A 21,263-nucleotide genomic window follows, 5' to 3' on the forward strand; every position below is an offset into this window, starting at 1 on the left:
GAAAGAAATAAAAAATGGTGGCTCCGATTGGACTTGAACCAACGACCACCACCATGTCAAGGTGGTGCTCTACCAACTGAGCTACGGAACCAAAAAATGAAAATTATATAAAAATATTTTTACATTGTGCTTAAAATCACTTTTTAACTTTTTTCATATCATTTAGCCATAAGTCTAGCTGTGCTTCAAAGCCTATGCCTTTGCTATGATAAAATTTCAAATCTTTTTCTAGATATCTTTGCTTAACCCAACCACCAAAATCATGCGGGTAAAGGTAGTTTTTTCTTTGAGGGTTGTTATTATCAAGATAAGGGAGTATTTTTAATGCGGGGTTGTTTTGCACATAATTTAGCGCTTCATTTATAGCAAGATAGCTTGAGTTTGACTTGGGCGAACTTGCTAAAAATACCACACATTGAGCTAAGATGATTCTAGCTTCAGGATAGCCTATGTTTTTTACTGCTATGAGTGTGCTTGTGGCTAGATTAAGTGCTTGTGGGTTTGCATTTGAGATATCTTCACTTGCAAATATCACTAATCTTCTAGCGATGAAATCTGCACTTTCACCCCCATCAATCAACCTTGCAAGATAATACAAGCTCGCATCTACATCACTTCCCCTTAAGCTTTTTATCATAGAACTAGCTAGTTTATAGTGTGTGTCTTTACTTGAAGTACCATCGCTTAAAACATTTGCTCTTAATTTTTTTAAAGTTTCAAGCGTGATATGAGTGCTATCTAAAGCCAAAGCAAACTCACATAAATTTAAAAAGCTTCTTGCATCATTTGCACTAGAAGTGATTAAAAAGTCTTTGGCATCATCATCGATTTTACATTGGAGTTTTTCTTGTACCTTTGTGGCAAGTTTTTCTAAGTCTTTATACTCTAAACCTTTAAATTCAAAAAGCATGCTTCTACTTCTTATACCTGAAGTTAAAGTAAAATAAGGGTTTTCAGTGCTTGCACCTATGAAAAGGCATTTTTGATTTTCCAAAGGGATTAAAAGCATTTCTTGTTGAGTTTTTGAAAGCCTATGTACCTCATCGATAAATATCAAAGGTTTATATAAAGAATTTTCATAATTACTTAGTATTTTTCTAAGTTCTTCAAGCTTAAAATTTCCTCCATCAAACTCATAAAAGTCTAGTTTATACTCATACGCTATAGCCCTTGCAAAAGAAGTTTTTCCACAACCTGCTGGCCCAAAAAATACACTATGAGGGAGTTTTGAAACTTGTATGAATTTTTTAAAAATTTCTACTAAATTTTCTTGTCCTAAAACCTCATCTAAAGTTTTAGGACGAAAAGTTAAGCTTAAATTTGTCATTGTGGATTTATGGTAAGTCTTTCACCATTAATGATAGTTGTAACATCACTTTTATTAGAATCATCATAGATAAAATCAAGTACATAAGAGCCATTATTATCTACAAAATAAGTATCAAAATTTGCAAAATCAGGCCAAATTTGACTAGGAAGAATTTCAGTGTTTGCGTGAAATTGTGATTTTATATTATTTTCAGTGAAAATAGTTTGCCCATTTGCGTCAAATTTTTTACCTTCTTTTTCAAAGCTTAGGTTATTTAAGATGATTTGCGGGTTTGCTTTTAAAAACTGACTTGCTAAAAGCATCATAGAGAAAATATCAGTGTTTGAGTTTTGCACTAAACTATCATAAGCTTTTTTAGAAAGATTATTAAAATTCATATCTAAGTTAATGTTATTTAGCATAAAGTTTTCATTTGCAAGGTTAAATTTAGCTAAATCTAGTTTTAAAACACTATCATAATCATTTTGAGCATTTTGAGCTGTTTTTGCAAAAATTTTTAATTTATCAAAGTCAAAAGCAATGGAACTTATAAAATTAGCACTATCAATGCTTATATTTTGCTCACTATTTCTACTAGGGCTAAAAATATCACTAAAACTTAATTTTTGTATAGGAAATTCAGAAATTTTGATATTTTTTGCTTCTAATTTTTCTTCATGAGATAGTTGTTCTAACAAAACATAACCTAGATTAAGTTCCATATTTTTTACAAATTCCTCAGAACCTGTAATCTTAAAAGATGTGTTATTTAAAACTAAATTTGTATCATTGCGCGTAAAATTAATATCATTTATTTTTGCATTGATGTTAATGTCTCCACCTTTTGCACTAACTAAGATTTTAAAGATTTCTTCATTTGGGAAAATGCCTTTTAAGTCTTCATTTTCATTTAAAATAGAAACGATAGCATTGTTACTTGCAAAAAAATTATTAGAAAAATCCACATTCACTTTAAAACTATAAGGCAAGTCATTCAGTGTAGCTATAAAACTTCCTTTGGAATTTAAAAGTCCTTTGGTGTAGTTAGCATCTTCAACACTATAATATGCTGTATCTTGGCTCATTTGAGCAAATATTTTTCCATTGATTGAGTTAATGTAAGAAGCTGAGGCAAAAAACCCTATAGCTAGTAAAACTACTACTACAACCCCTGCGATGATTTTTTTCATTCATTTTCCTTAAGTGAAATTTTAAAAATTATATATTTTTATTACTAACTAATGTTTATAAAATTCTCACATTTATACATTACTTAACTTTTTTTCTTATAATTGCACTATTTAAAATCAAAGGTAAAAAAATGAAACTTTTTGGAACAGATGGAGTACGCGGTAAAGCGGGGGAGTTTTTGGATTCGTTTTTAGCTATGCGTTTGGCTATGGCAGCTGGAATTTATTTTAAAGACAAAGCCCTTACAAATAATATCTTAGTAGGAAAAGATACAAGAAGAAGCGGTTATATGATAGAAAATGCTATCGTTTCAGGGCTTACTTCTATAGGATATAATGTTATAGAAATAGGTCCTATGCCAACACCTGCTATTGCGTTTTTAACTGAAGATATGCGTTGTGATGCAGGGATTATGATATCAGCTTCACACAATCCTTACTATGATAATGGCATTAAATTTTTTGATGCACACGGAAATAAACTTGATGAGCAAGCAGAAGCAAAAATAGAAGAAATTTATTTTAATGATAAACTCATAGAAGAAGCAAGAACAACAAAATCACAAATTGGCCAAGCAAAAAGAATTGATGATGTAATAGGAAGATATATTGTTTCTATAAAAAATTCTTTTCCTAAAGAGCTGACTTTAAAATCTTTACGCGTTGTTTTAGATGTGGCTCATGGGGCTTCTTATAAGGTAGCACCTACGGTTTTTAAAGAACTTGGTGCAGATGTGATTGTGATCAACGATAAGCCAAATGGTTTAAATATCAATGAAAATTGCGGGGCTTTACATCCTTTAAATTTAGCTTTGGAGGTAAAGAAATTTAGGGCAGATGTGGGTTTTGCTTTTGATGGAGATGCGGATCGTTTGGTTGTTGTGGATGAAAAAGGCGAAGTAGCTCATGGAGATAGTCTTTTGGGTGTTTTAGCTTTATTTTTGAAAAAACAAGGCAAGTTAAAATCAAGCGTAGTTAGCACTATAATGAGCAATGGTGCTTTAAAAGAGTTTTTAACTAAACATAAAATCATACATGAAACTTGCAATGTAGGCGATAAATATGTACTTGAAAAACTCAAAGAATGCGGTGGAAATTTTGGTGGAGAGCAAAGTGGGCATATTATCTTTAGTGACTATGCAAAAACTGGAGATGGTTTGGTAGCTGCTTTACAATTTAGTGCTTTAATGCTTAGTGAAGCAAAAAGTGCAAGTGAAATTTTAAATCAAGTTAAGCCTTATCCACAACTTTTACATAATCTTAAAATTTCAGAGAAAAAAGACTTAAGCAAGCTTGCAGGTTTAGATGAATTGAAAAAAGATTTAGAAAAAAAAGGAATTGCTAGTTTGTTTAGGTATTCAGGTACAGAAAATTTAATACGCTTATTGCTTGAAGCAAAAGACATTAAGCTTTTAGAAAAAGAAATGAAAGCTGTTGAAAGCTTTTTTATGAAAGCGTTGAATGCTTAAAATCCTGCCTTTAAAATTTTGGCTTGTTTTTGCTTTGATTTTTATACTAGATCAAGCAAGTAAGTATTTATTTTTGCAGGGGCTTGAGTATAAGGGTGAATTTTTTGATTTAGTTTTAACCTATAATACCGGTGTGGCTTTTTCGATGTTTGCCTTTTTAGGAGAGTATTTAAAATACATACAGCTTGTTTTTATTTTGGCTTTGTTTGGGTATTTACTTTATCAAAAAGAGTTTTTTAAAACCCATTTGATCGCTTTTGCCATTATGCTATCTGCTGGCTGTTCAAATTTACTTGATCGTTTTGTGCATATAGGCGTGGTGGATTTTGTATTTTGGCACAAGTGGTTTGAATTTGCTGTGTTTAATTTTGCTGATGTGATGATTAACATTAGCGTAGCTTTGATTTTAATAAAAGAAATTTTTAATAAAAAAGGAGAAAAATGTTAGATTTTTTGAATGAATGGTATTTATGGATTAAAATGGTGCATTATTTGGCTTTTGTTTCATGGATGGCTGGAATGTTTTATTTACCAAGACTTTTTGTCTATCACACAGAGCATAAAGACAATAAAGGCTTTGTGGAAGTGGTGAAAATTCAAGAAAGAAAATTGTATTTTTATATCCAAACTCCTGCTATGATAGCTACTGCAATCACTGGAAGCTTAATGATGATGGCTAATAAAGATGTGTTAATGGTAGGTGGATATATGCATGCTAAATTAACCTGTGCTTTACTTTTGATCATTTATCATTTGCAAAATTATTATTATTATAGACAACTTCAAAATGATACTTGCCAAAAAAGTGGAAAATTCTTTAGAGCTTATAATGAAATTCCAACGATATTATTTATAATCATCGCTATTATGATGGTGGTAAGACCGTTTTAATAAAAAGCCTTTTTTAAGGCTTTTTATCCTTTAAACTCCATACTTTTAAAATCAAGTGGATCAACATTTTCTTGCATGATATTAATGCGTTCTTTATCTTGTAAGCGTTTATCATCTCTAAATACAGCACGTACTAAATCCATACCTGTGTAAAAGTCTTTCATCAAGACCATAAACAAATAACGTCCAAATTCACTTGTATATAAAGTATTGTTTTCTTTTTTTATAGCTTTACTTAGTTTAAGGCCTAAAAGTTCGATGAAAAGATCTTTTTCTAAATTACAATCTAAAGTTTTGTTAAATTTATCAATTTCGATTTTACCGGTAAACATTTCGGTTAAAAAGACATATTTGATGATTTCTTTTTTACCAAAATTAGCTTTAGCAATATTTGCATTTTGTTTTTCTTTGATGAGTTTAGAATAATCATTTAAATTAAAAGCATTGATTAAAAGTTCTCCATCTAAAAAGCTAAAAGCCCCACTTCCCACGCCTAAATACTCATGATGGCTACTTACATACTCATCATTAAAGCTACTTTTTTCTAAAGAAAATGACCATGCGTTATTTCTTTCATAATCTTTGAAAAAATCTACAATGATTTTATAAAACTCAAATTCATTATCTTTAAAACTTACTCCTAAAGTTTTTGCGATATTATCTTTTGTGAGGTTTGATTTCATCAAAGGATAAGTTGTGATTTGTTGAGGTTTTAAACTTTTGGCTATTTCTAAATCATTGAGTAATTGTTCTTTAGTTTGAGAAGGAAAATTAAAAATCAAATCAAGACTCATAATAGGAAGCACACCTATGGCTTTAGAGAGTTTTTCCTGAAGTTCTTTACTAGAGCCAAATTTATGATATCTTGCTACTTTTTTTAAGGTATCATCATCAAAACTTTGTATACCACAGCTTAAGCGATCTATTAGCCCTTTAAACATTTCTAATTTTTTTGGGTCAATATGGTTTGGATCGCTCTCGCAAGAAATTTCTTTGATATTAAATAATTTTTTGCAAAGTTCTAAAGTTTTAGCAAGCTCTTCTTCGTTGATTAAAGTAGTACCACCACCCACATACATAGAGGTAAAATTAAATCCTTTGTCTTTGATTTGTTTGATTTCTTCTCTTAAACTTTCAAAATATCTTTTTGCTAAATCTTCATTGTAATAATACTTATGAAAACTACAATATGGGCAAAAAGTATGGCAAAATGGTATGTGAGCATAAAGCATATAAGATTTTTTTGGATTAACTTTTTTTTCTTGTCCTTCTTTTAAAAGTTTAACATTAAAACCATTCTCTAAAGATTTTTGCATAGCCTTGTGTGAGTAAGAAAGAGCTAAGTTTTGTAAAAAATTCATATTTTTCCTAAAAATTTCATTTTGTAGTTATTTAAAAAGACTATAATTGTATCATATTTTTACAAAGGCTTTATAATGAAAAAGATTTTTATAGCATTTTTTGTATTTTTATTAGGGCTTATAAGCGTGTCAAATTCTGCGCCTTTAGATGAAATTTTCCAAGATGTTAATGTTTCAGGTAGTATGCGTTATCGCTTTGAGCATAATAGCCCAAAAGATAGAGGAAATAATAATTTTAATCAAAGAATTCAAATTCAAATGCATTAACAACTAAGCCTTAAAGACTTAGTTGTTATAAAAGTTTTCCTTTAAGTTTTCTTCCATAGCTTTGATGTTTTCTTTTGATTCTTCTTTAGCGTTAAATCCTCCACCAAAAGCTTTCATAACATCTACAATGGAATTTGCAAGCTCATAAGATGAGTTAGTATAAGAAAGTTTAGCATTTAAATAATTTCTTTGATCTTGTAAAAAATCAGCCAAGTTAATCACACCATTTTCATATCTTAAAGTAGAAATTTCATAAATTTTACTTTGAGCTAGAAATAAATTTTTATAATTTTGCTCATTTTCATAATAGCTTTGGCGGTTAAATAAAGCAAGTCTTATTTCTCCAAAGGCTGTTTTTAAGGTATTTTCATATTGTAAAAACGCTTCATCTTTGGTAAGTTTTGCGATATTAACATTATTCATAATCTCACCCCAATGAAAAATCGGCATTGCAAAATTTCCAGCTACATTCCAAGTATTGCTTCCATGTTTGACTAAAAGATCTAAATCATTACTTTGAAAGCCCAAAAGTCCTGTTAAAGAAAGGTTTGGTAAAAATGCAGTTCTAGCTACTCCAACAAGATAGTTTTTTTCTTCTAAAGTTTTTAAACTAGCTTGTACATCAGGTCTTTGAAGTAAAATTTCACTGCCAATGCCCTCAGGTATGCTAAGTTCGTATTGTCCTATTTTTTTATACTCTATGCTATTATAAAGTATATCATCAATATCATTTGAAGTTAAGATTTTTAAAGCTTTGGTATTAGCTTCTTTTTGAATTTTAGCATTTGTGAGTAAAACTCTTGAATTTTCAAGCTCAGCTTTAAATTTATTAAGCTCATACTCACTAATTACTCCGAGTTTAAAATGCTCTAATTTTAACTCATAAGTTTTTTGATAACTTTGGGTTGTTTCTTCTAAAATTTTTACTTGCTCGCTTAGGCTTGCTAGGTTAAAATAAGTTTTTACTACATTAGAGATTAAGCTTAATCTCGCACTTTCATAGTCAAACTCACTAGCTTGTAATTTTGCTTTTGAAGCGCTATAAGTATCTCTGTATTTGCCCCATAAATCTACTTCATAGCTTAAATTTAAACCCATGTTAAAATCATTACCATAAGCAAATTCATTGCTTTTATTGCTTGGAGCATTAATGCTAGTTTTTCCTCTTGCTCCGCTAGCGCTTCCATCAAGCTTAGGAAGCAAATCGCTTCTTGCTATACCTAAAGTTTCATAAGCTTTTTGTAAATTCATATATGCAATTTGCAAGTCGTTATTGTTTTTTAAAGCTTGATCGACTAAGGTGTTTAAATAATTATCATCAAAAGCTTTCCACCATTGTTTATTAATGCTAATGTTTTGATCTAAACTTTTAGTGTAATTTACATCTTTGATTTCTAAATTTGGTTTTAAACTGCAAGCTGTTATTAAAAAACAACTTGCAAAAATTATTAACTTACGCATTGATTTTACCTCTTTTTTTATCAAGCCATTTATTAAAACTTTCTAGTAAATAGAAAAATAAAGGTACAAAGAAAATGGCTATAGTAGAAGCTGCTATCATACCCCCTATGACACCTGTACCTATTGCATGACGACTTGCGCTTCCTGCTCCATAAGCAAAATATAAAGGTAAAATACCACAAATAAATGCTAATGAAGTCATTACAATAGGTCTAAATCTTAATTTTGCTGCACTAATAGAAGCTTCAAAAATACTTTTTCCTTTTTTAAGGTGTTCTTCCATGGCAAACTCAACAATCAAAATGGCATTTTTAGCTGAAAGACCTATTAAAAGTAAAAGCCCTGTTTGAAAATATATATCATTTTCTAAGCCTCTAAGCCATACAAGAAGTAAAGAACCAAACACCGCAAAAGGCACAGCAGTGATTACTGCTAAAGGCATAAGCCATCTTTCATACTGAGCTGCTAGAATTAAAAATACAAATAAAAGCCCTAGTACAAAAGCTACTTGACCTGCACCACTACTTGTAACTTCTTGATAAGCTGAGCCTGACCAAGCAATAGAATAATCCTCTCCCAAAGTTTCTTTAGCAACTTGAGCAATAGCATCAATTGCTTGTCCTGAAGTATAACCCGGAGCAGGATCGCCTTGCACTAGTGCTGATGGGAACATATTAAAGCGTTTTACATCATCAGGCCCAACCCCTCTATGAAGTGTTAAAACACTATCTAGGGCTATCATAGAACCATCTTTTGCTCTAACAAAGATGTTTTTTAAGGCATTTTGAGTATTTCTAAAATCTCCAATGGCGCTAATATTTACACGATAATTTTTTCCAAGCATAGAAAAATCATTCACATAATAAGTTCCTATGGTAGCATTTAATGTGCTAAATACATCTGCTAAATTTAAACCATAAAGTTTTACCTTATCACGATCAATTTCTAATTTTAATTGTGGGAAATTAGTATCAAGCGTTGTTCTTACATTGCTAAGTTCAGGACGTTTGTTTGCTGCTTCAACTAATCTATTTACATCAACTTGAATTTCATCATAACTTTTACCACCACGATTTTGTGCATACATTTCAAAACCACCGGTTAAGCTTAAACCTTGTATTGGTGGTGGATTAACAAAGAAAGTTTGGAAATTTGGATTTAAGAAATATTGTTTATTATACATACTAGTTAAATCAAAACTACTAGTATCTCTATCATTCCAATTTTTCAAATTTACAAACATTGCACCGGCGTTTTCTTTTAAAGAGCCTGTGAAAAGATCATAACCTATAAGTCCTACTACATTTGTTACATTTTCATTTTTACGAATTTCATCTGCCATGGCATCCATGGATTGAGTAGTTCTATTAAGCGAAGATGCTGCAGGTAAGTTAACAATAGTTAAGAAGTTTCCTTGATCTTCAGGTGGAACGAGTGAATTAGGTACAAGTTTGAAAAGTCCATATAAACCACCTAAAAAGATTATAAAAATCAATACAAATCGCACGGTTCTTTTAAGTATATAAGCTACACCGGCTCCAAAAACTTCAGTAGACCAATCAAAAATATCATTAAATTTTTTAACTAAATAAAATGGCTCACCCTCATTTCTTCTTAAAAAGATCGCACATAAAGATGGGGTTAGTGTTAAGGCTACAAAACCTGAGATTGCAACTGAAATTGCAAGGGTTATAGCAAATTGTTTTTGAATTTCTCCCACAAAACCGGATATAAATGAAACAGGTATAAACACCGCACAAAGCACAAGAACGATAGATACAACAGGCGCAGCAACTTCATCCATAGCTTTAATAGCTGCTTCTTTTATGCTTATATTTGGATCTTCATGCATGATTCTGTCAATATTTTCAACCACGATAATTGCATCATCAACAACAATACCAATGGCAAGTACTAAGGCAAAAAGTGTAAGTAAGTTAATACTAAAGCCTAAGACATATAATCCTGCAAAAGTTCCTAAAATAGAAACAGGCACAGCAATCATAGGTATAATGGTTGAGCGGAAATTTTTTAAGAATAAATACATTACAATCACAACCAAAATAAGTGCTTCAAAGAAAGTTTTTACTACTTCTTTAATAGAAGCTTTAATAAATACGGTTGTATCATAAGGCACTTTATAAGTTAAACCCTCAGGAAAACTTTTTGCTAATTCTTCAAATTTTTTCTGCACTAATTCAGCTGTACTTACTGCATTTGCTCCAGTTTGTAAGAAAATCAAAATAGGAGTAGCGTCATTTCCGTTTAATCTACCTTTAAAGGTATATTCTCTTGAACCTAAAGAAACTTCAGCTACATCTTTAAGTCTTAAAAAAGAACCATCACTATTTGCTTTTATGATGATGTTTTCAAATTCTTTAGTGTTTTTTAATCTTCCTTGCATAGTTACTGAATACACATAAGGAGATCTTTCTACCACAGGCTCTTGACCTATCTTACCAGTAGCATATTGAGCATTTTGCTCGCTAACTGCAGCAATAACATCCGTTGCAGTAACTTGGTATTTGTTTAATAAATCAGGATTAAGCCAAATTCTCATAGAATAATTTCTTGAGCCAATAGCTACAGCATTACCTACACCAGGAACCCTAGCAAGATCATCTAAGATATTTAATGCAGCATAATTATACACTTCAAGTGAATCCATAGAACCATCAGGGGAATATAAAGTAGCAACTTCTAAAATACTTGAGCCGGTTTTTCTTACACTAACACCGGTTTTTTTAACATCTTCAGGAAGTCTTGCCATAGCAGCTGAAATTCTATTATTAACATCAACTGTTGCTTGGTCAGGATCTGTACCTATGTTAAAATACACACTTAAACTCATATCACCTGAAGAACTTGAGGTTGAATCCATATAAATCATATTTTCAACCCCATTGATTGCATCTTCAAGAGGAATAGCCACCGTTTGAGCCACCGTTTGAGCATCAGCACCTGAGTAATTTGCACTTACTTTTACAACAGGTGGAGTTAGAGAAGGGTATTGTTCTACAGGCAAAGAATAAAGGCCTATAATCCCTGCTAAAGAAATGATAATAGCTACAACAGAAGCAAATACAGGTCTTTCTATAAAAAATTTAGAAAACATTATTTATTCTCCATTACGCTAACACTTGCACCAGGACGGATTTTTTTGAAGTTATTTAAAATCACTTTATCGCCATTTTTTAAGCCCTTATCAATGATTGCTTTATCAGAAGTTTGATAAATAACATTAACAATAGTTTTAACTACTTTTCCATCTACTAGAGTATAAACATAAGTAGCACTATCATCTTGTAAAAGTGCAACTTGAGGAATTTCAAAACCATCTTTTTGAACAAAGCCTTCAACATGAACATTTGCAAAAGAACCAGGCATTAAACTTGAGTTGTTATTGTCAAAAATAGCCTTTGCTTTTACTCCACCACTATGGGTGTCTATAACACTATCTATAAAATATAATTTTCCATTAAAAAGCTCTCCGCCAACATTAGCTTGCACTTGGATATTTTCTAATTGCCAGTTACCGCTTTGAATATTTTTATTCATATTGATTTTATCTACATCAGAAATATAAAAGTCTGCAAAGATAGGGTTAATGTTTGTAATACGCACAAGCTCAGTTGATGAAGCATTTACATAATCGCCCACATCCATTAGCGCATCTCCCAAAACCCCATCAAATGGAGCGCTTACTACGGTATATTTTAAATCTAATCTTGCATTAGCAAGCTTTGCTCTAGCGCTTTCTAAATTAGCTTTAGTAGAATTAAATTTAGCCAAGCTTGCATCAAATTCTTTTTGTGAAATAGCATTTTTTTCTATTAGAATTTGATCTCTTTTGAAATTTTTTTCAGCATCATCAAAACTAGCTCTTGCTACCAAAGCTTCTCCATAAGCCATATTTACACTTGCTTGGTATTTATCAGGCTCTATAAGAAAAAGTTTATCGCCTTTTTTAACAGCTTGACCGCTTTTGAAATATTTTGCTTTGATTTCGCCACTTACTTTAGGTTTGATTATCACATCTAATTCAGTGCTTAATCTTGCAGGATAAGTAAATTCTAAAGGTAAATTAGCACTTTGCATAGTCATAATGCTAACAGGTTGAGGAGGGAGTTGCTTAACTTGTGCGTTTTTATCATCTGAGCATGCCACAAATATAAGTGAAGCACAAGCTAGGGTTAAAAGTTTTGTTTTCATTGGTTTCCTTAAAATTATTTATTTAGCTAAACAAAAAAGTAATTTATATTACAAAATGTATGATTACTATTTTATCAATCTTTAGTTAATTAAAATTAACAAGTCCTTGAGTGAAGAGCTTTACGATTTTTTTTGCGTGATTTTGCTGTTCTTTTTTACTCATCGAAACCTTATTTTCAAAAGTGCTTTGTATAAAAAAGGTTCCTCTAAGCATAGCGCAAAATGTATAGCTTAAAAATTCAGCATTTTTGGCTAAATTTTCATTTTCTTCTTCAAATCTTTTTTGAAGTACATATTCTACCTCTTTTCTATTATCTCCTTTAAACCATTTGCCAAAGTCAAATTTTTCATTATAAATTTCTGAATAGATAAGTCTTACTATGGCTATGGTTTTAGCGTCATTAAAAATTCCCAAATAAGCTTTTGCAAATTGATGTAGAAATTCTTCTAAATTAGCATTGGGTGAAAGTCGCATATTTTTATTTAAAATAGCTAGAAAATGATTTTCTGCAAAATCATTTAAAACTGCTTCAAATAAACCTTCTTTACTTTTAAAATGCTCATACACACAAGAAAATGAACCACCAGCTTGCTTGATAATATCTTTAAGATTAGTTGCTTCGTAGCCGTTTTCTAAAAACGACTCCGCAGCAATTTGTTTGATTTTTTCAAGCCTTGCTTGAGATTTTAAAGAAAGTCTTTTTTCCATTTTAATGTTTTTTGTGTTCTATGATTGAATTTTTAGGATAGACAAAATTACTTTCTCTTGTGATTATGATGTTTTTATCATCAAGTGCATAAGCTTTGATAGTTAAAGGTATTACGGTATCTTTTCTATCATTATCAGCTAGTTTTTTAGTAGCTTTTAAAACAACTATTTGTTTATCTTTTTCACCAGCTTTTAATTTAAAAGGTTTTTTTGGTCTAATGATTTCTAAACCATCTTCAATGCCTTGTAATTTCACATCAAAATAATACTCATGAGTTTTATTGTCTGTGTTTTGAAATAAAAATACATAAGCATTGCTAATGATTAATTCTCCATCATGGGTTTTTCTAATTTGGTAAAGCTCACTAGAACGATTGATATTTAAAAGCATATTTTCTTTTTTACTTCCCATTAAAACTAAGGCTGCAAAAACACCACATAAAACCACTAAATATCCGATAGTTCTAAATCTAAAATATTTTACTTTTTCTCTTGTTTCAATAGCTTTTGCACTAGTCCAGTTAATCAAACTAGGGCGATCAAATTTGGCTTGAATTTTTGAACAAGCATCAGCACATTCAAGACAGTTAATACACTCAAGTTGCATTCCTTGGCGTATATCTATATGTGTAGGACAAATTTTTACACAGGCTTCACAGCCTATACATTCACCTTGTGGTGGTTTTTGATAAAGTTTGGTATGTCCATCATAAATCACACCCCCTCTTTTATCATCATAGATAACTTGAACGGTGTTATTATCAAACATTACAGATTGAATTCTTGCATAAGGACATACATAAACACAAAATTTTTCACCCAAATACACTATATCAAAAGTAAAGGCCAAAGAGGCACAAAATAAAATCCCTAAAAGCAATAAATGATCAGCAGGGTTTTGAATATATACAAAAAAATCTTCAGGTGGCACAAAATACCATAAAAAAGCACTCATCATTAATAGAGAAAAAAGATAAAAAATCACAATACTTAAAGCTTTTTGAACAAAAAATCCCTCAGCTTGTTTTTGTTTGTTTGCTGTGCTTTTGTGAATTTTAAAGATTTTTGTTTGTAATAAATCTCTATAAATAACTCTAGCAATAGTTTGAGGACAACTCCATGCACACCAAATTCTTCCTGCTAGGGTGGTAACAAAAAGTATGGTTAAAAACATACCCATGATAACAAAAGGCATTAAATAAAGCTCTTGGGTGTCAAAAGCAATAAAAAACAAATTAAGTTTTTTATGGTCAAAACTTAATAAAAAGAAATGATTTCCATTGATTTTTACAAAAGGTAATGCTATGAAAATAATCATAGAAATGATATAAGCTATATACCTTTTTTTAGTATAGTTGGTGATACAAGCACTCATTTTTATTTTCCTTAAAAAAAGTTTTTTTAATTGTAGTACTAGAAAAATTAAACCAAACTTTGTCTTAATTAAGAATTTATGTTTAATTTTTATTTATGTAATTATTACAAAAATAAATTTTATTTTCAAGTGAAATTGTGATATAATCCTTTTTTTAATTTTATTTAAGAAAGGTGGTGAGGGTCGTGCCAGGAATTAAGGTACATCCTAATGAGTCTTTTGATGAAGCGTATAGAAAATTCAAAAAACAAGTAGATAGAAATCTAGTTGTTACTGAAGTTCGCGCAAGAAGATTTTTTGAGCCTATGACTGAAATTCGCAAAAAACAAAAAATTTCAGCTCGCAAAAAAATGCTTAAAAGACTTTATATGCTTAGACGCTACGAGTCAAGACTCTAATACCAAAAAGCCGAATTTTCGGCTTTTCTTCGATTATTTTTATGTTTCTTTGGATTTTAATCATTCATTTTTTTGGACTTATTTTACCAGGACCTGATTTTTTCTTAGTAAGTTCTTATGCCTTAAGAGAGGGTATTAAAAGTGCTTTAAAAGCTAGCTTGGGTGTGAGTTTGGCCATGAGTGTGTGGATTATACTTTCTATACTTGGTTTGAGTGTGATTTTTCATCAATTTCCATTTTTGCAAATTGCTTTATCAAGTTTTGGAGCTTGCTATCTTTTGTATTTAGCTTATGGAATTTATAAAAATGCAAAAATAGGTAATATAAAAGTCCAAAAAACTCATATATCTGCATTTTTAAGTGGGATGATTACAAATTTATCTAATCCAAAAGTTATTTTTTATTTTGCTAGCGTTTTTGCAAGTTTTGATTTTGCCCAAATGCGGTGGATGTTGATAGTTTTAATTTTTGTTTTGATTTTAGAAACCATAATTTATTTTTCTTTAATTTCTTTATTATTTTCAAAACCTTTCATGGTAAGAATTTATCAAAAGAATTTAAAACTCATTGATTATTTAAGTGCTTTTATATTTTTTGCTTTTGCTGTGTTTATTTTAAGTAGTAATTTAATGACTATGATAAATTAAAGCAATTAATTTTTATTAATACTTTTTTTGTTAAAATCTTATTTAAGTTAAACTTATTAAATTATAGGAAAGATTATGAAACACATTAAAACTATACTTAAACTTAGTATGATAAGTGGTATTGCTGCAATAAGTGCAGGCGCTTTAAGTGCATGTAGTAGCAATGCAAGTGATTCTAATAATGCATTAAGTCAAGCAGCAAATACTCAAGGTGCTTTTGTTATCATCGAAGAAACTGCTCCAAATCAATACAAAATCAAAGATCAATTTCCAAGCGATGAAACTAGGGTAGTTTTAAAACAACTTGATGGTACAGAAAGAGTTTTAAGTAAAGAAGAAATGGATAAATTAATCCAAGAAGAAGCTGCTAAAATAGACAATGGTACTTCAAATTTAACAAATCCAAATAACGCTCAAATGAGCAGTGGAGGACTTTCTTTAGGCGAAACATTGCTTGCAAGTGCAGCTGGCGCTATACTTGGTAGCTGGATAGGTTCAAAACTTTTTAATAACCAAAATTTTGCAAATCAACAAAGGGGAGCATTTTCAAACCAAAGCGCTTATCAAAGAAGTGTAAATAGTTTTAATAAAGCAAGCACAAGTGCTACTTCAAGCTCGAGCGCGAAAAAATCAGGCTTTTTTGGTGGTGGTTCTAAGGCTACTTCAAGTGCTTCTAGCTCTTTTGGATCTTAAGGGTGTAAAATGAATTTTTTAAAAGTAAATCCTTTAGAAAAATCTTACTTAGAACAAATAGGTTTTTCATGGCATACAGATAATGATGGAAGTGATTATTTAGATTCTAATTTAGTTTGTGTGAGAGAAAATGAAGCAAATGCATATTATGAAGCAGTGAATGAACTTTATGATATGTTTGTAGCTGCTGCGCAAGAAGTGATTGATAATGATCGTTTTGATGAGCTTGGAATTCCTTTTAATTTAGTTGATGCGATTAAGATGAGTTGGGAAAATGATGTGCATTGGCATTTATATGGAAGGTTTGACTTAGCAGGTGGGCTTGATGGCAAGCCTATAAAGCTAATAGAATTTAATGCTGATACTCCAACATCTTTATTTGAAAGTGCTATTTTACAATGGGCTATTTTAAAGCAAAATAACCTAGATGAAAGTTCGCAGTTTAATAATATATATGAAGCCTTAAAAGATAATTTTAAAAGACTTATCACTTTAGAAGAAGATGTAAGCGAGTTTGAAAAGTATTATGAGGGTTGGAAAATATTATTTTCTTCAATCGCAGGTAGCGATGAGGATATGATCACAACCAAACTTTTAGCACACATTGCTAGTGAAGCAGGTTTTGAGAGTGAGTTTTCTTATATTGATGAGGTTGAATTTTCGCCCGAAGGTATTTTTAAAAATGATGTAAATTTTGAGTATTTTTTCAAGCTCATTCCTTGGGAAAGCATAGCCATAGAAGAGGGTGAGCTTGCTATGCTTTTAACGCAAATCATGCAAAATCAAAAAGCAATCATTTTAAATCCTGCTTATACTTTACTTTTTCAAAGCAAAGGTATAATGAAAATTTTATGGGAGCTTTATCCAAATCATCCTTTATTGCTTGAAACAAGTGATGAGCCTTTAGTGGGTAAAAAATGTGTTAAAAAGCCTGTTTTTGGTAGAGAAGGAGCAAATGTTTCCATTATAGAAGCTAATGGAGATGTAAGTTTTGAAACAAAGGGAGATTATCAAAATAATCGCTTTGTATATCAAGAATTTGCTGAGTTTAATAAAAATGAAGATGATTATTATCAAGCAGGAGTTTTCTTTGCTTATGAGGGTTGTGGATTAGGTTTTAGAAAAGGTGGTTTGGTACTTGATAATTATTCTAAATTTGTAGGACATATAGTAAAAGATTAATGAAAATAGTATGCTTAGATGCTGCTACCTTAGGTGGAGCGGATTTAACGGTTTTTGAAAGTCTTGGCGAGTTTGTAAGTTACGACTTAACTTCTAAAGATGAGGTTATTGCAAGAATAGCTAATGCACAAGTTGTGATGATAAATAAAATCATCATTGATAAAGAAGTGATAGATAACACTAATTTAAAGCTTATTTTACAACTTGGTACAGGGGTAAACAATATAGATGTAGCTTATGCAAATTCTAAAGGTATAGTGGTAAAAAATGCCGCTAGTTATTCTACAAAAAGTGTTTTAAGCCATACCTTTGCTTTGCTTTTTGCTTTTTTAAATCAAATTCCATATTATGATAAATGGAGTAAAGATGGCAAATGGTGTGAGAGTAAAATGTTTTGTGATTTTAGCAAGACTTTACATACTTTAACCGGTAAAAAACATGGTATTATAGGACTTGGAGCTATAGGTAAGGAAGTAGCTAAGGTTTCTCAAATGTTTGGTTCTAAAATTTGTTATTATTCTACCTCAGGGATTAATAATAATGATGAGTATGAAAAAGTAAGCCTTGAAGAGCTTTTAAAAACTTGTGATGTAATTAGCATACATGCGCCTTTAAATGATAAGACAAAAAATTTATTAAGTAAAAAAGAACTAATGCTTTTAAAAGATGAGGCTATCTTGATTAATGTAGGACGTGGTGGAATCATTAATGAAGCAGATTTAGCTCAAGTTATGAATGAGAAAAATATCAAAGCAGGACTTGATGTGCTTGAAATAGAACCTATGATTAAAAATCATCCTTTACTTAGTATAAAAAATAAAGAAAATTTAATCATCACTCCACATGTGGCATGGGCAAGTGAAGAATCCATACAAAATTTAGTCCAAATTGTATTTAATAATCTTAAGGAGTTTATAGAAAATGGCAAGTGAACATAGTTTTGATATTAGCGGGGAAATTGATAAGCAAGAGTTAAAAAATGCTTTAGAACAAGCTAAAAAAGAGCTTGATGGTAGATATGATTTAAAAGGCATTAAAAGTGAAATAGAGTTAAATGAAAAAGAAAGTGTTTATAAACTTATTTGCTCTAGCGAAGTAAAGCTTGAAGTGTTAAAAGATATTGTTATTTCAAAGCTTATTAAAAGAGGGATAAACCCTAATGGTATTAAGGAGTTAAGCAGAGAAAGTGGAGCAAATTTTAGACTAAATTTAAAAGTTAATGATGCTATTGATGCTGATAGTGCTAAGAAGATTAATAAAGCTATAAAAGATAGTAAGCTAAAGGTAACTTCAAGCATTAGAGGTAATGAAATTCGCGTAGTTGGTAAGCAAATTGATGACTTGCAAAGTGTGATAAAAATAGTAAAAGAACTCAATTTAGAACTTAATCTTAGTTTTAAAAACCTTAAATGAAAACTTTACTTCAAATAGTTTTTTTGTGTTTTGTGTGTGTTTTTTTAAGCTCTTGTGCTTTAAAAAGCAAAACACAAGCACAAAGTACTTATGTTATTTTAAAAACTCCAGAGTTTAAATTTGCAGATTATGGCTTTTTATATGAGGGAAAAAATTTTACAAGTTTAGAGCTTTATGGTGCTTCTAAAGCCTTGCTTGAATTAAAAATTAGCGATAAAATTTGCGTTAATGGTGTTTGTTATGCAAAAACTTTTTTTAATAAAAGATTTTTTAATAATGAATATTATGATGATTTTTTGCAAGATCTAATCTATAAAAAACCTATTTTTTATGGAAAAAATAAACAAGCTACCTCTTGTGGTTTTACCCAAAAGATTATAAGTAAAAATTATGATATTTTTTATGAGGTTTGTGATAAAAATATGAGTTTTAATGATAAAAAATCCAAAATCAAATTTAGCATAAAATCAATATAAAGGAAAATATGAAAGATTTAAAACTTTTTCTTAATGATACTTTTAAAAGCAATATTTATAAAAACTTACAATGCAGTGAAGATGAAATTTTAATTTTAAAACACTTATGCAAAAATTATTTGCAGGCAAATGCAAGTATTAATGCTTATAATCTTCTTAGTGAAGTTTTTAAAAATGATGAGTATGAGTATTTAGATCATTTAAAAGATCTTAAAAATCTTATAGAAAAAGGTTTTATTGTTCAAATTTTTTCTGATTTTAAATCGAGTAAAAACTCAAGTTTGCTTTTAAATTTATTACAATGTGAGTTAAGTTTAAGCGAAGTTTTCTTACAAGTTTTAGAAAATAAAACCATACAAGATTATATGCAAGATCAAATTTATGAAGATCATATTGCATATTTAAAAGATGAATTTTTTAAAATCGAGCTTTATCAAAGATTGCGTTTTTTTGCCAAAAGCTCTCAAAGTAAGAATATTAAAAAAGATATAACCACCTTTGAAGCATACATTAAAGAGCGTTTAAAGAAAAGTAAAATTTCTAATGTTTTAGCAGATATTTTTAAAGAATATGCTTTAAATAATAATGAATGTTTGATATTTATTAGTTTATTAAAAGAAGAGTATTTGCTAAATACTGAAAATTCTTATAGTAGAGATTTTAATTTTTTACTTCATTTAATTAGCGAGAATGAGGCTCAAAAGCAAGAAAATAAAGCTTTGCTAGAAGAAGATTCTAAGCTACTTAGTTCAAATCTTTTAGAATATGATGAATTTGTTAATTCTTTGGGTGATATAACTAAGATTTTTTATTTAAGTGATGATATTTTACAAAGAATTATTAACTTTAAAGAACCAAAGAAAAATAAAAAAATTAAACTTCAAAATTTAGTTAAAGAACAAGATATCTTTGAGCTAATCGAGCCAAATATCAATATAGATGATGTTATTATGCCCCAAAGTACTAAAGATTTGTTAGAAAGTATATTAAAACAACAAGATAAAAAGGTTTTAGAAAGATTAAATAAATGGGGTATAAAAACCAATAAAAACATAGAAGCTAAGATAATTTTCTATGGTCCTGCTGGTACAGGTAAGACTATGAGTGCATTAAGTATGGCAAAAGCTATGAAAAAATCCATTTTGAGTTTTGATTGCTCGAAAATTTTAAGTAAATATGTGGGCGAGAGTGAGCAAAATGTAAGAAAGATTTTTGATACTTATAAAGAGCTTTGTCAAACAAGTAAGCAAAGCCCTATTTTGCTTTTAAATGAAGCAGATCAGTTTTTAAGTACTAGAGTAGAAAGTAGCGCTGGTGCTGATAAAATGCATAATCAAATGCAAAATATTTTTTTAGAGCAAATTGAGCGTTTTAGCGGAGTTATCATAGCAACAACTAATTTTTTAGAAAGTTTAGATGTGGCTTTTTCAAGAAGGTTTGAGTATAAAATTGAATTTAAAAAGCCAAATTATGAACAACGCTTAATGATATGGCAAAAAGCCTTGCCTAAAAATGCTAAATTTGATGATAGTTTTGATTTAAAAAATTTAGCTTCGCATGAATTAAGTGGAGCTCAAATTGTAATGGTAGTTAAAAACACAGCTTTAAAAGCGGCTATTTCTAAAGATGGTGTTTTTAAAATGAGCGATTTTTTACATACTATAGAAAAGGAAATAGAATCTTCATTTGATAAAAATAAGATAGTTGGCTTTAAAAATTAAAATTCACACAAATTTCACAAGCAAACAATATCATTCTTTCAACTTTTATTTAAAGGAGAAAAAATGAAAATGAAATTAATGGTAGCTAGTTTAGTTTGTGCAAGTTCTATGTTTGCAGATATGGTTGTTAGCCCAAATGCTTTACCTCAAAAGGCTCAAGAGTTTTTAAATACTCATTTTAAAGGCGTAAATGTAGGTTATGTAAAACAAGATGTAGATTCTTATGAAGTAAATTTGGTTGATGGAACTGAAATTGATTTTATCATTAATGGAGACTGGAAAGAAGTTGATGGAAAATATAAAGCAATTCCAACAGGATTTATCCCAAAAGAAGTTATTGCTAAAGTACAAGCAGCACAACCAAATGCAGCTATTGTAGAAGTAGATAAAAAAATCAATGGTTATAAATTCAGAACAAACAATATGATGGAAATTTATACAGATTTTAAAGGTAATATTTTAGGTCAAAAATTTGATGATTAATCGCTT

Annotated in this window: 21 protein-coding genes and 1 tRNA gene; 13 read left to right on the forward strand and 9 right to left on the reverse strand. The window is 30.0% G+C overall.

Annotated features, from left to right (window positions below; genetic code table 11):
- Window positions 1-15 precede the first annotated feature (15 nt).
- The 3 genes from L8V82_RS04595 to L8V82_RS04605 form a co-directional block, all read right to left on the reverse strand.
- Window positions 16-91, reverse strand: a tRNA-Val gene (locus tag L8V82_RS04595).
- 45 nt (window positions 92-136) lie between these two features.
- Window positions 137-1,327, reverse strand: a complete 1,191-nt coding sequence (locus L8V82_RS04600) for a replication-associated recombination protein A (RefSeq protein WP_114640745.1) — start codon at window positions 1,325-1,327, stop codon at window positions 137-139.
- Entirely contained in the window at window positions 1,324-2,499 is a 1,176-nt protein-coding gene (locus tag L8V82_RS04605) for a YdgA family protein (RefSeq protein WP_263724156.1), read from the reverse strand. Before L8V82_RS04605 ends, L8V82_RS04600 begins: the two co-directional genes overlap by 4 nt.
- 131 nt (window positions 2,500-2,630) lie before the next feature.
- Here L8V82_RS04605 and glmM point away from each other — a divergent pair, with 131 nt between their 5' ends.
- The 3 genes from glmM to hemJ are packed head-to-tail and all read left to right on the forward strand — an operon-like array spanning window position 2,631 to window position 4,859.
- On the forward strand, window positions 2,631-3,968 hold the full coding sequence (gene glmM / locus L8V82_RS04610) for a phosphoglucosamine mutase (protein WP_263707232.1): 1,338 nt from the start codon (window positions 2,631-2,633) through the stop codon (window positions 3,966-3,968).
- On the forward strand, window positions 3,961-4,416 hold the full coding sequence (lspA, locus tag L8V82_RS04615; RefSeq protein WP_263724157.1) for a signal peptidase II: 456 nt from the start codon (window positions 3,961-3,963) through the stop codon (window positions 4,414-4,416). Before glmM ends, lspA begins: the two co-directional genes overlap by 8 nt.
- Window positions 4,410-4,859: a protoporphyrinogen oxidase HemJ gene (gene hemJ, locus L8V82_RS04620; RefSeq protein ID WP_039627278.1), complete on the forward strand. Its 450-nt coding sequence runs from the start codon at window positions 4,410-4,412 to the stop codon at window positions 4,857-4,859. The genes lspA and hemJ overlap by 7 nt, the downstream gene beginning before the upstream one ends.
- Before the next feature lie 23 nt (window positions 4,860-4,882).
- Here hemJ and L8V82_RS04625 read toward each other — a convergent pair whose 3' ends face one another.
- On the reverse strand, window positions 4,883-6,220 hold the full coding sequence (locus tag L8V82_RS04625) for a coproporphyrinogen III oxidase family protein (RefSeq protein WP_263724158.1): 1,338 nt from the start codon (window positions 6,218-6,220) through the stop codon (window positions 4,883-4,885).
- Window positions 6,221-6,295: 75 nt separating this feature from the next.
- On the opposite strand from L8V82_RS04625, the gene L8V82_RS04630 reads away from it, so the two are divergent.
- Window positions 6,296-6,487 carry a mini-MOMP protein gene (locus tag L8V82_RS04630; RefSeq protein WP_039627274.1) on the forward strand — a complete coding sequence of 64 codons (192 nt, stop codon included), beginning with the start codon at window positions 6,296-6,298 and terminating at the stop codon, window positions 6,485-6,487.
- An 18-nt stretch (window positions 6,488-6,505) separates the two neighbouring features.
- Here L8V82_RS04630 and L8V82_RS04635 read toward each other — a convergent pair whose 3' ends face one another.
- From L8V82_RS04635 to ccoG, 5 genes are all read right to left on the reverse strand, one after another.
- The gene (locus L8V82_RS04635; RefSeq protein WP_263724159.1) at window positions 6,506-7,948 is read right to left on the reverse strand and encodes an efflux transporter outer membrane subunit; all 1,443 of its coding nucleotides are present in this window, start codon (window positions 7,946-7,948) and stop codon (window positions 6,506-6,508) included.
- Window positions 7,941-11,063 carry an efflux RND transporter permease subunit gene (locus L8V82_RS04640; RefSeq protein ID WP_263724160.1) on the reverse strand — a complete coding sequence of 1,041 codons (3,123 nt, stop codon included), beginning with the start codon at window positions 11,061-11,063 and terminating at the stop codon, window positions 7,941-7,943. Before L8V82_RS04640 ends, L8V82_RS04635 begins: the two co-directional genes overlap by 8 nt.
- The gene (locus L8V82_RS04645) at window positions 11,063-12,160 is read right to left on the reverse strand and encodes an efflux RND transporter periplasmic adaptor subunit (RefSeq protein ID WP_263724161.1); all 1,098 of its coding nucleotides are present in this window, start codon (window positions 12,158-12,160) and stop codon (window positions 11,063-11,065) included. The genes L8V82_RS04640 and L8V82_RS04645 overlap by 1 nt, the downstream gene beginning before the upstream one ends.
- Window positions 12,161-12,245: 85 nt before the next feature.
- Window positions 12,246-12,869 carry a TetR/AcrR family transcriptional regulator gene (locus tag L8V82_RS04650; protein WP_263677931.1) on the reverse strand — a complete coding sequence of 208 codons (624 nt, stop codon included), beginning with the start codon at window positions 12,867-12,869 and terminating at the stop codon, window positions 12,246-12,248.
- Window position 12,870: 1 nt separating this feature from the next.
- Window positions 12,871-14,244 (reverse strand): cytochrome c oxidase accessory protein CcoG, encoded by a 1,374-nt coding sequence (gene ccoG, locus L8V82_RS04655; protein ID WP_263724162.1) that lies wholly within the window; start codon window positions 14,242-14,244, stop codon window positions 12,871-12,873.
- A gap of 185 nt (window positions 14,245-14,429) precedes the next feature.
- Between ccoG and rpsU the strand changes: the two genes are divergently transcribed.
- From rpsU to L8V82_RS04700, 9 genes are all read left to right on the forward strand, one after another.
- Window positions 14,430-14,642 (forward strand): 30S ribosomal protein S21, encoded by a 213-nt coding sequence (rpsU, locus tag L8V82_RS04660; protein WP_002780697.1) that lies wholly within the window; start codon window positions 14,430-14,432, stop codon window positions 14,640-14,642.
- A 41-nt stretch (window positions 14,643-14,683) separates the two neighbouring features.
- The gene (locus L8V82_RS04665) at window positions 14,684-15,289 is read left to right on the forward strand and encodes a LysE family transporter (protein WP_263675383.1); all 606 of its coding nucleotides are present in this window, start codon (window positions 14,684-14,686) and stop codon (window positions 15,287-15,289) included.
- A 75-nt stretch (window positions 15,290-15,364) separates the two neighbouring features.
- Window positions 15,365-15,982 (forward strand): UPF0323 family lipoprotein, encoded by a 618-nt coding sequence (locus L8V82_RS04670; protein ID WP_263724163.1) that lies wholly within the window; start codon window positions 15,365-15,367, stop codon window positions 15,980-15,982.
- A gap of 9 nt (window positions 15,983-15,991) precedes the next feature.
- Entirely contained in the window at window positions 15,992-17,164 is a 1,173-nt protein-coding gene (locus tag L8V82_RS04675; RefSeq protein WP_263724164.1) for a glutathionylspermidine synthase family protein, read from the forward strand.
- The gene (locus tag L8V82_RS04680; protein WP_263724165.1) at window positions 17,164-18,096 is read left to right on the forward strand and encodes a D-2-hydroxyacid dehydrogenase; all 933 of its coding nucleotides are present in this window, start codon (window positions 17,164-17,166) and stop codon (window positions 18,094-18,096) included. The genes L8V82_RS04675 and L8V82_RS04680 overlap by 1 nt, the downstream gene beginning before the upstream one ends.
- Complete coding sequence (locus L8V82_RS04685) at window positions 18,086-18,577, forward strand: YajQ family cyclic di-GMP-binding protein (protein ID WP_263724166.1); 492 nt, start codon at window positions 18,086-18,088, stop codon at window positions 18,575-18,577. Before L8V82_RS04680 ends, L8V82_RS04685 begins: the two co-directional genes overlap by 11 nt.
- On the forward strand, window positions 18,574-19,053 hold the full coding sequence (locus L8V82_RS04690) for a hypothetical protein (RefSeq protein WP_263724167.1): 480 nt from the start codon (window positions 18,574-18,576) through the stop codon (window positions 19,051-19,053). The genes L8V82_RS04685 and L8V82_RS04690 overlap by 4 nt, the downstream gene beginning before the upstream one ends.
- Before the next feature lie 8 nt (window positions 19,054-19,061).
- On the forward strand, window positions 19,062-20,774 hold the full coding sequence (locus L8V82_RS04695; RefSeq protein WP_263724168.1) for an ATP-binding protein: 1,713 nt from the start codon (window positions 19,062-19,064) through the stop codon (window positions 20,772-20,774).
- Between the two features lie 63 nt (window positions 20,775-20,837).
- Window positions 20,838-21,257 (forward strand): PepSY-like domain-containing protein, encoded by a 420-nt coding sequence (locus L8V82_RS04700; RefSeq protein WP_039619466.1) that lies wholly within the window; start codon window positions 20,838-20,840, stop codon window positions 21,255-21,257.
- Window positions 21,258-21,263: the final 6 nt, after the last annotated feature.

This window comes from Campylobacter sp. IFREMER_LSEM_CL2151, assembly GCF_025771725.1.
In the GTDB taxonomy this organism is placed as follows: Bacteria; Campylobacterota; Campylobacteria; order Campylobacterales; family Campylobacteraceae; genus Campylobacter_D; species Campylobacter_D lari_C.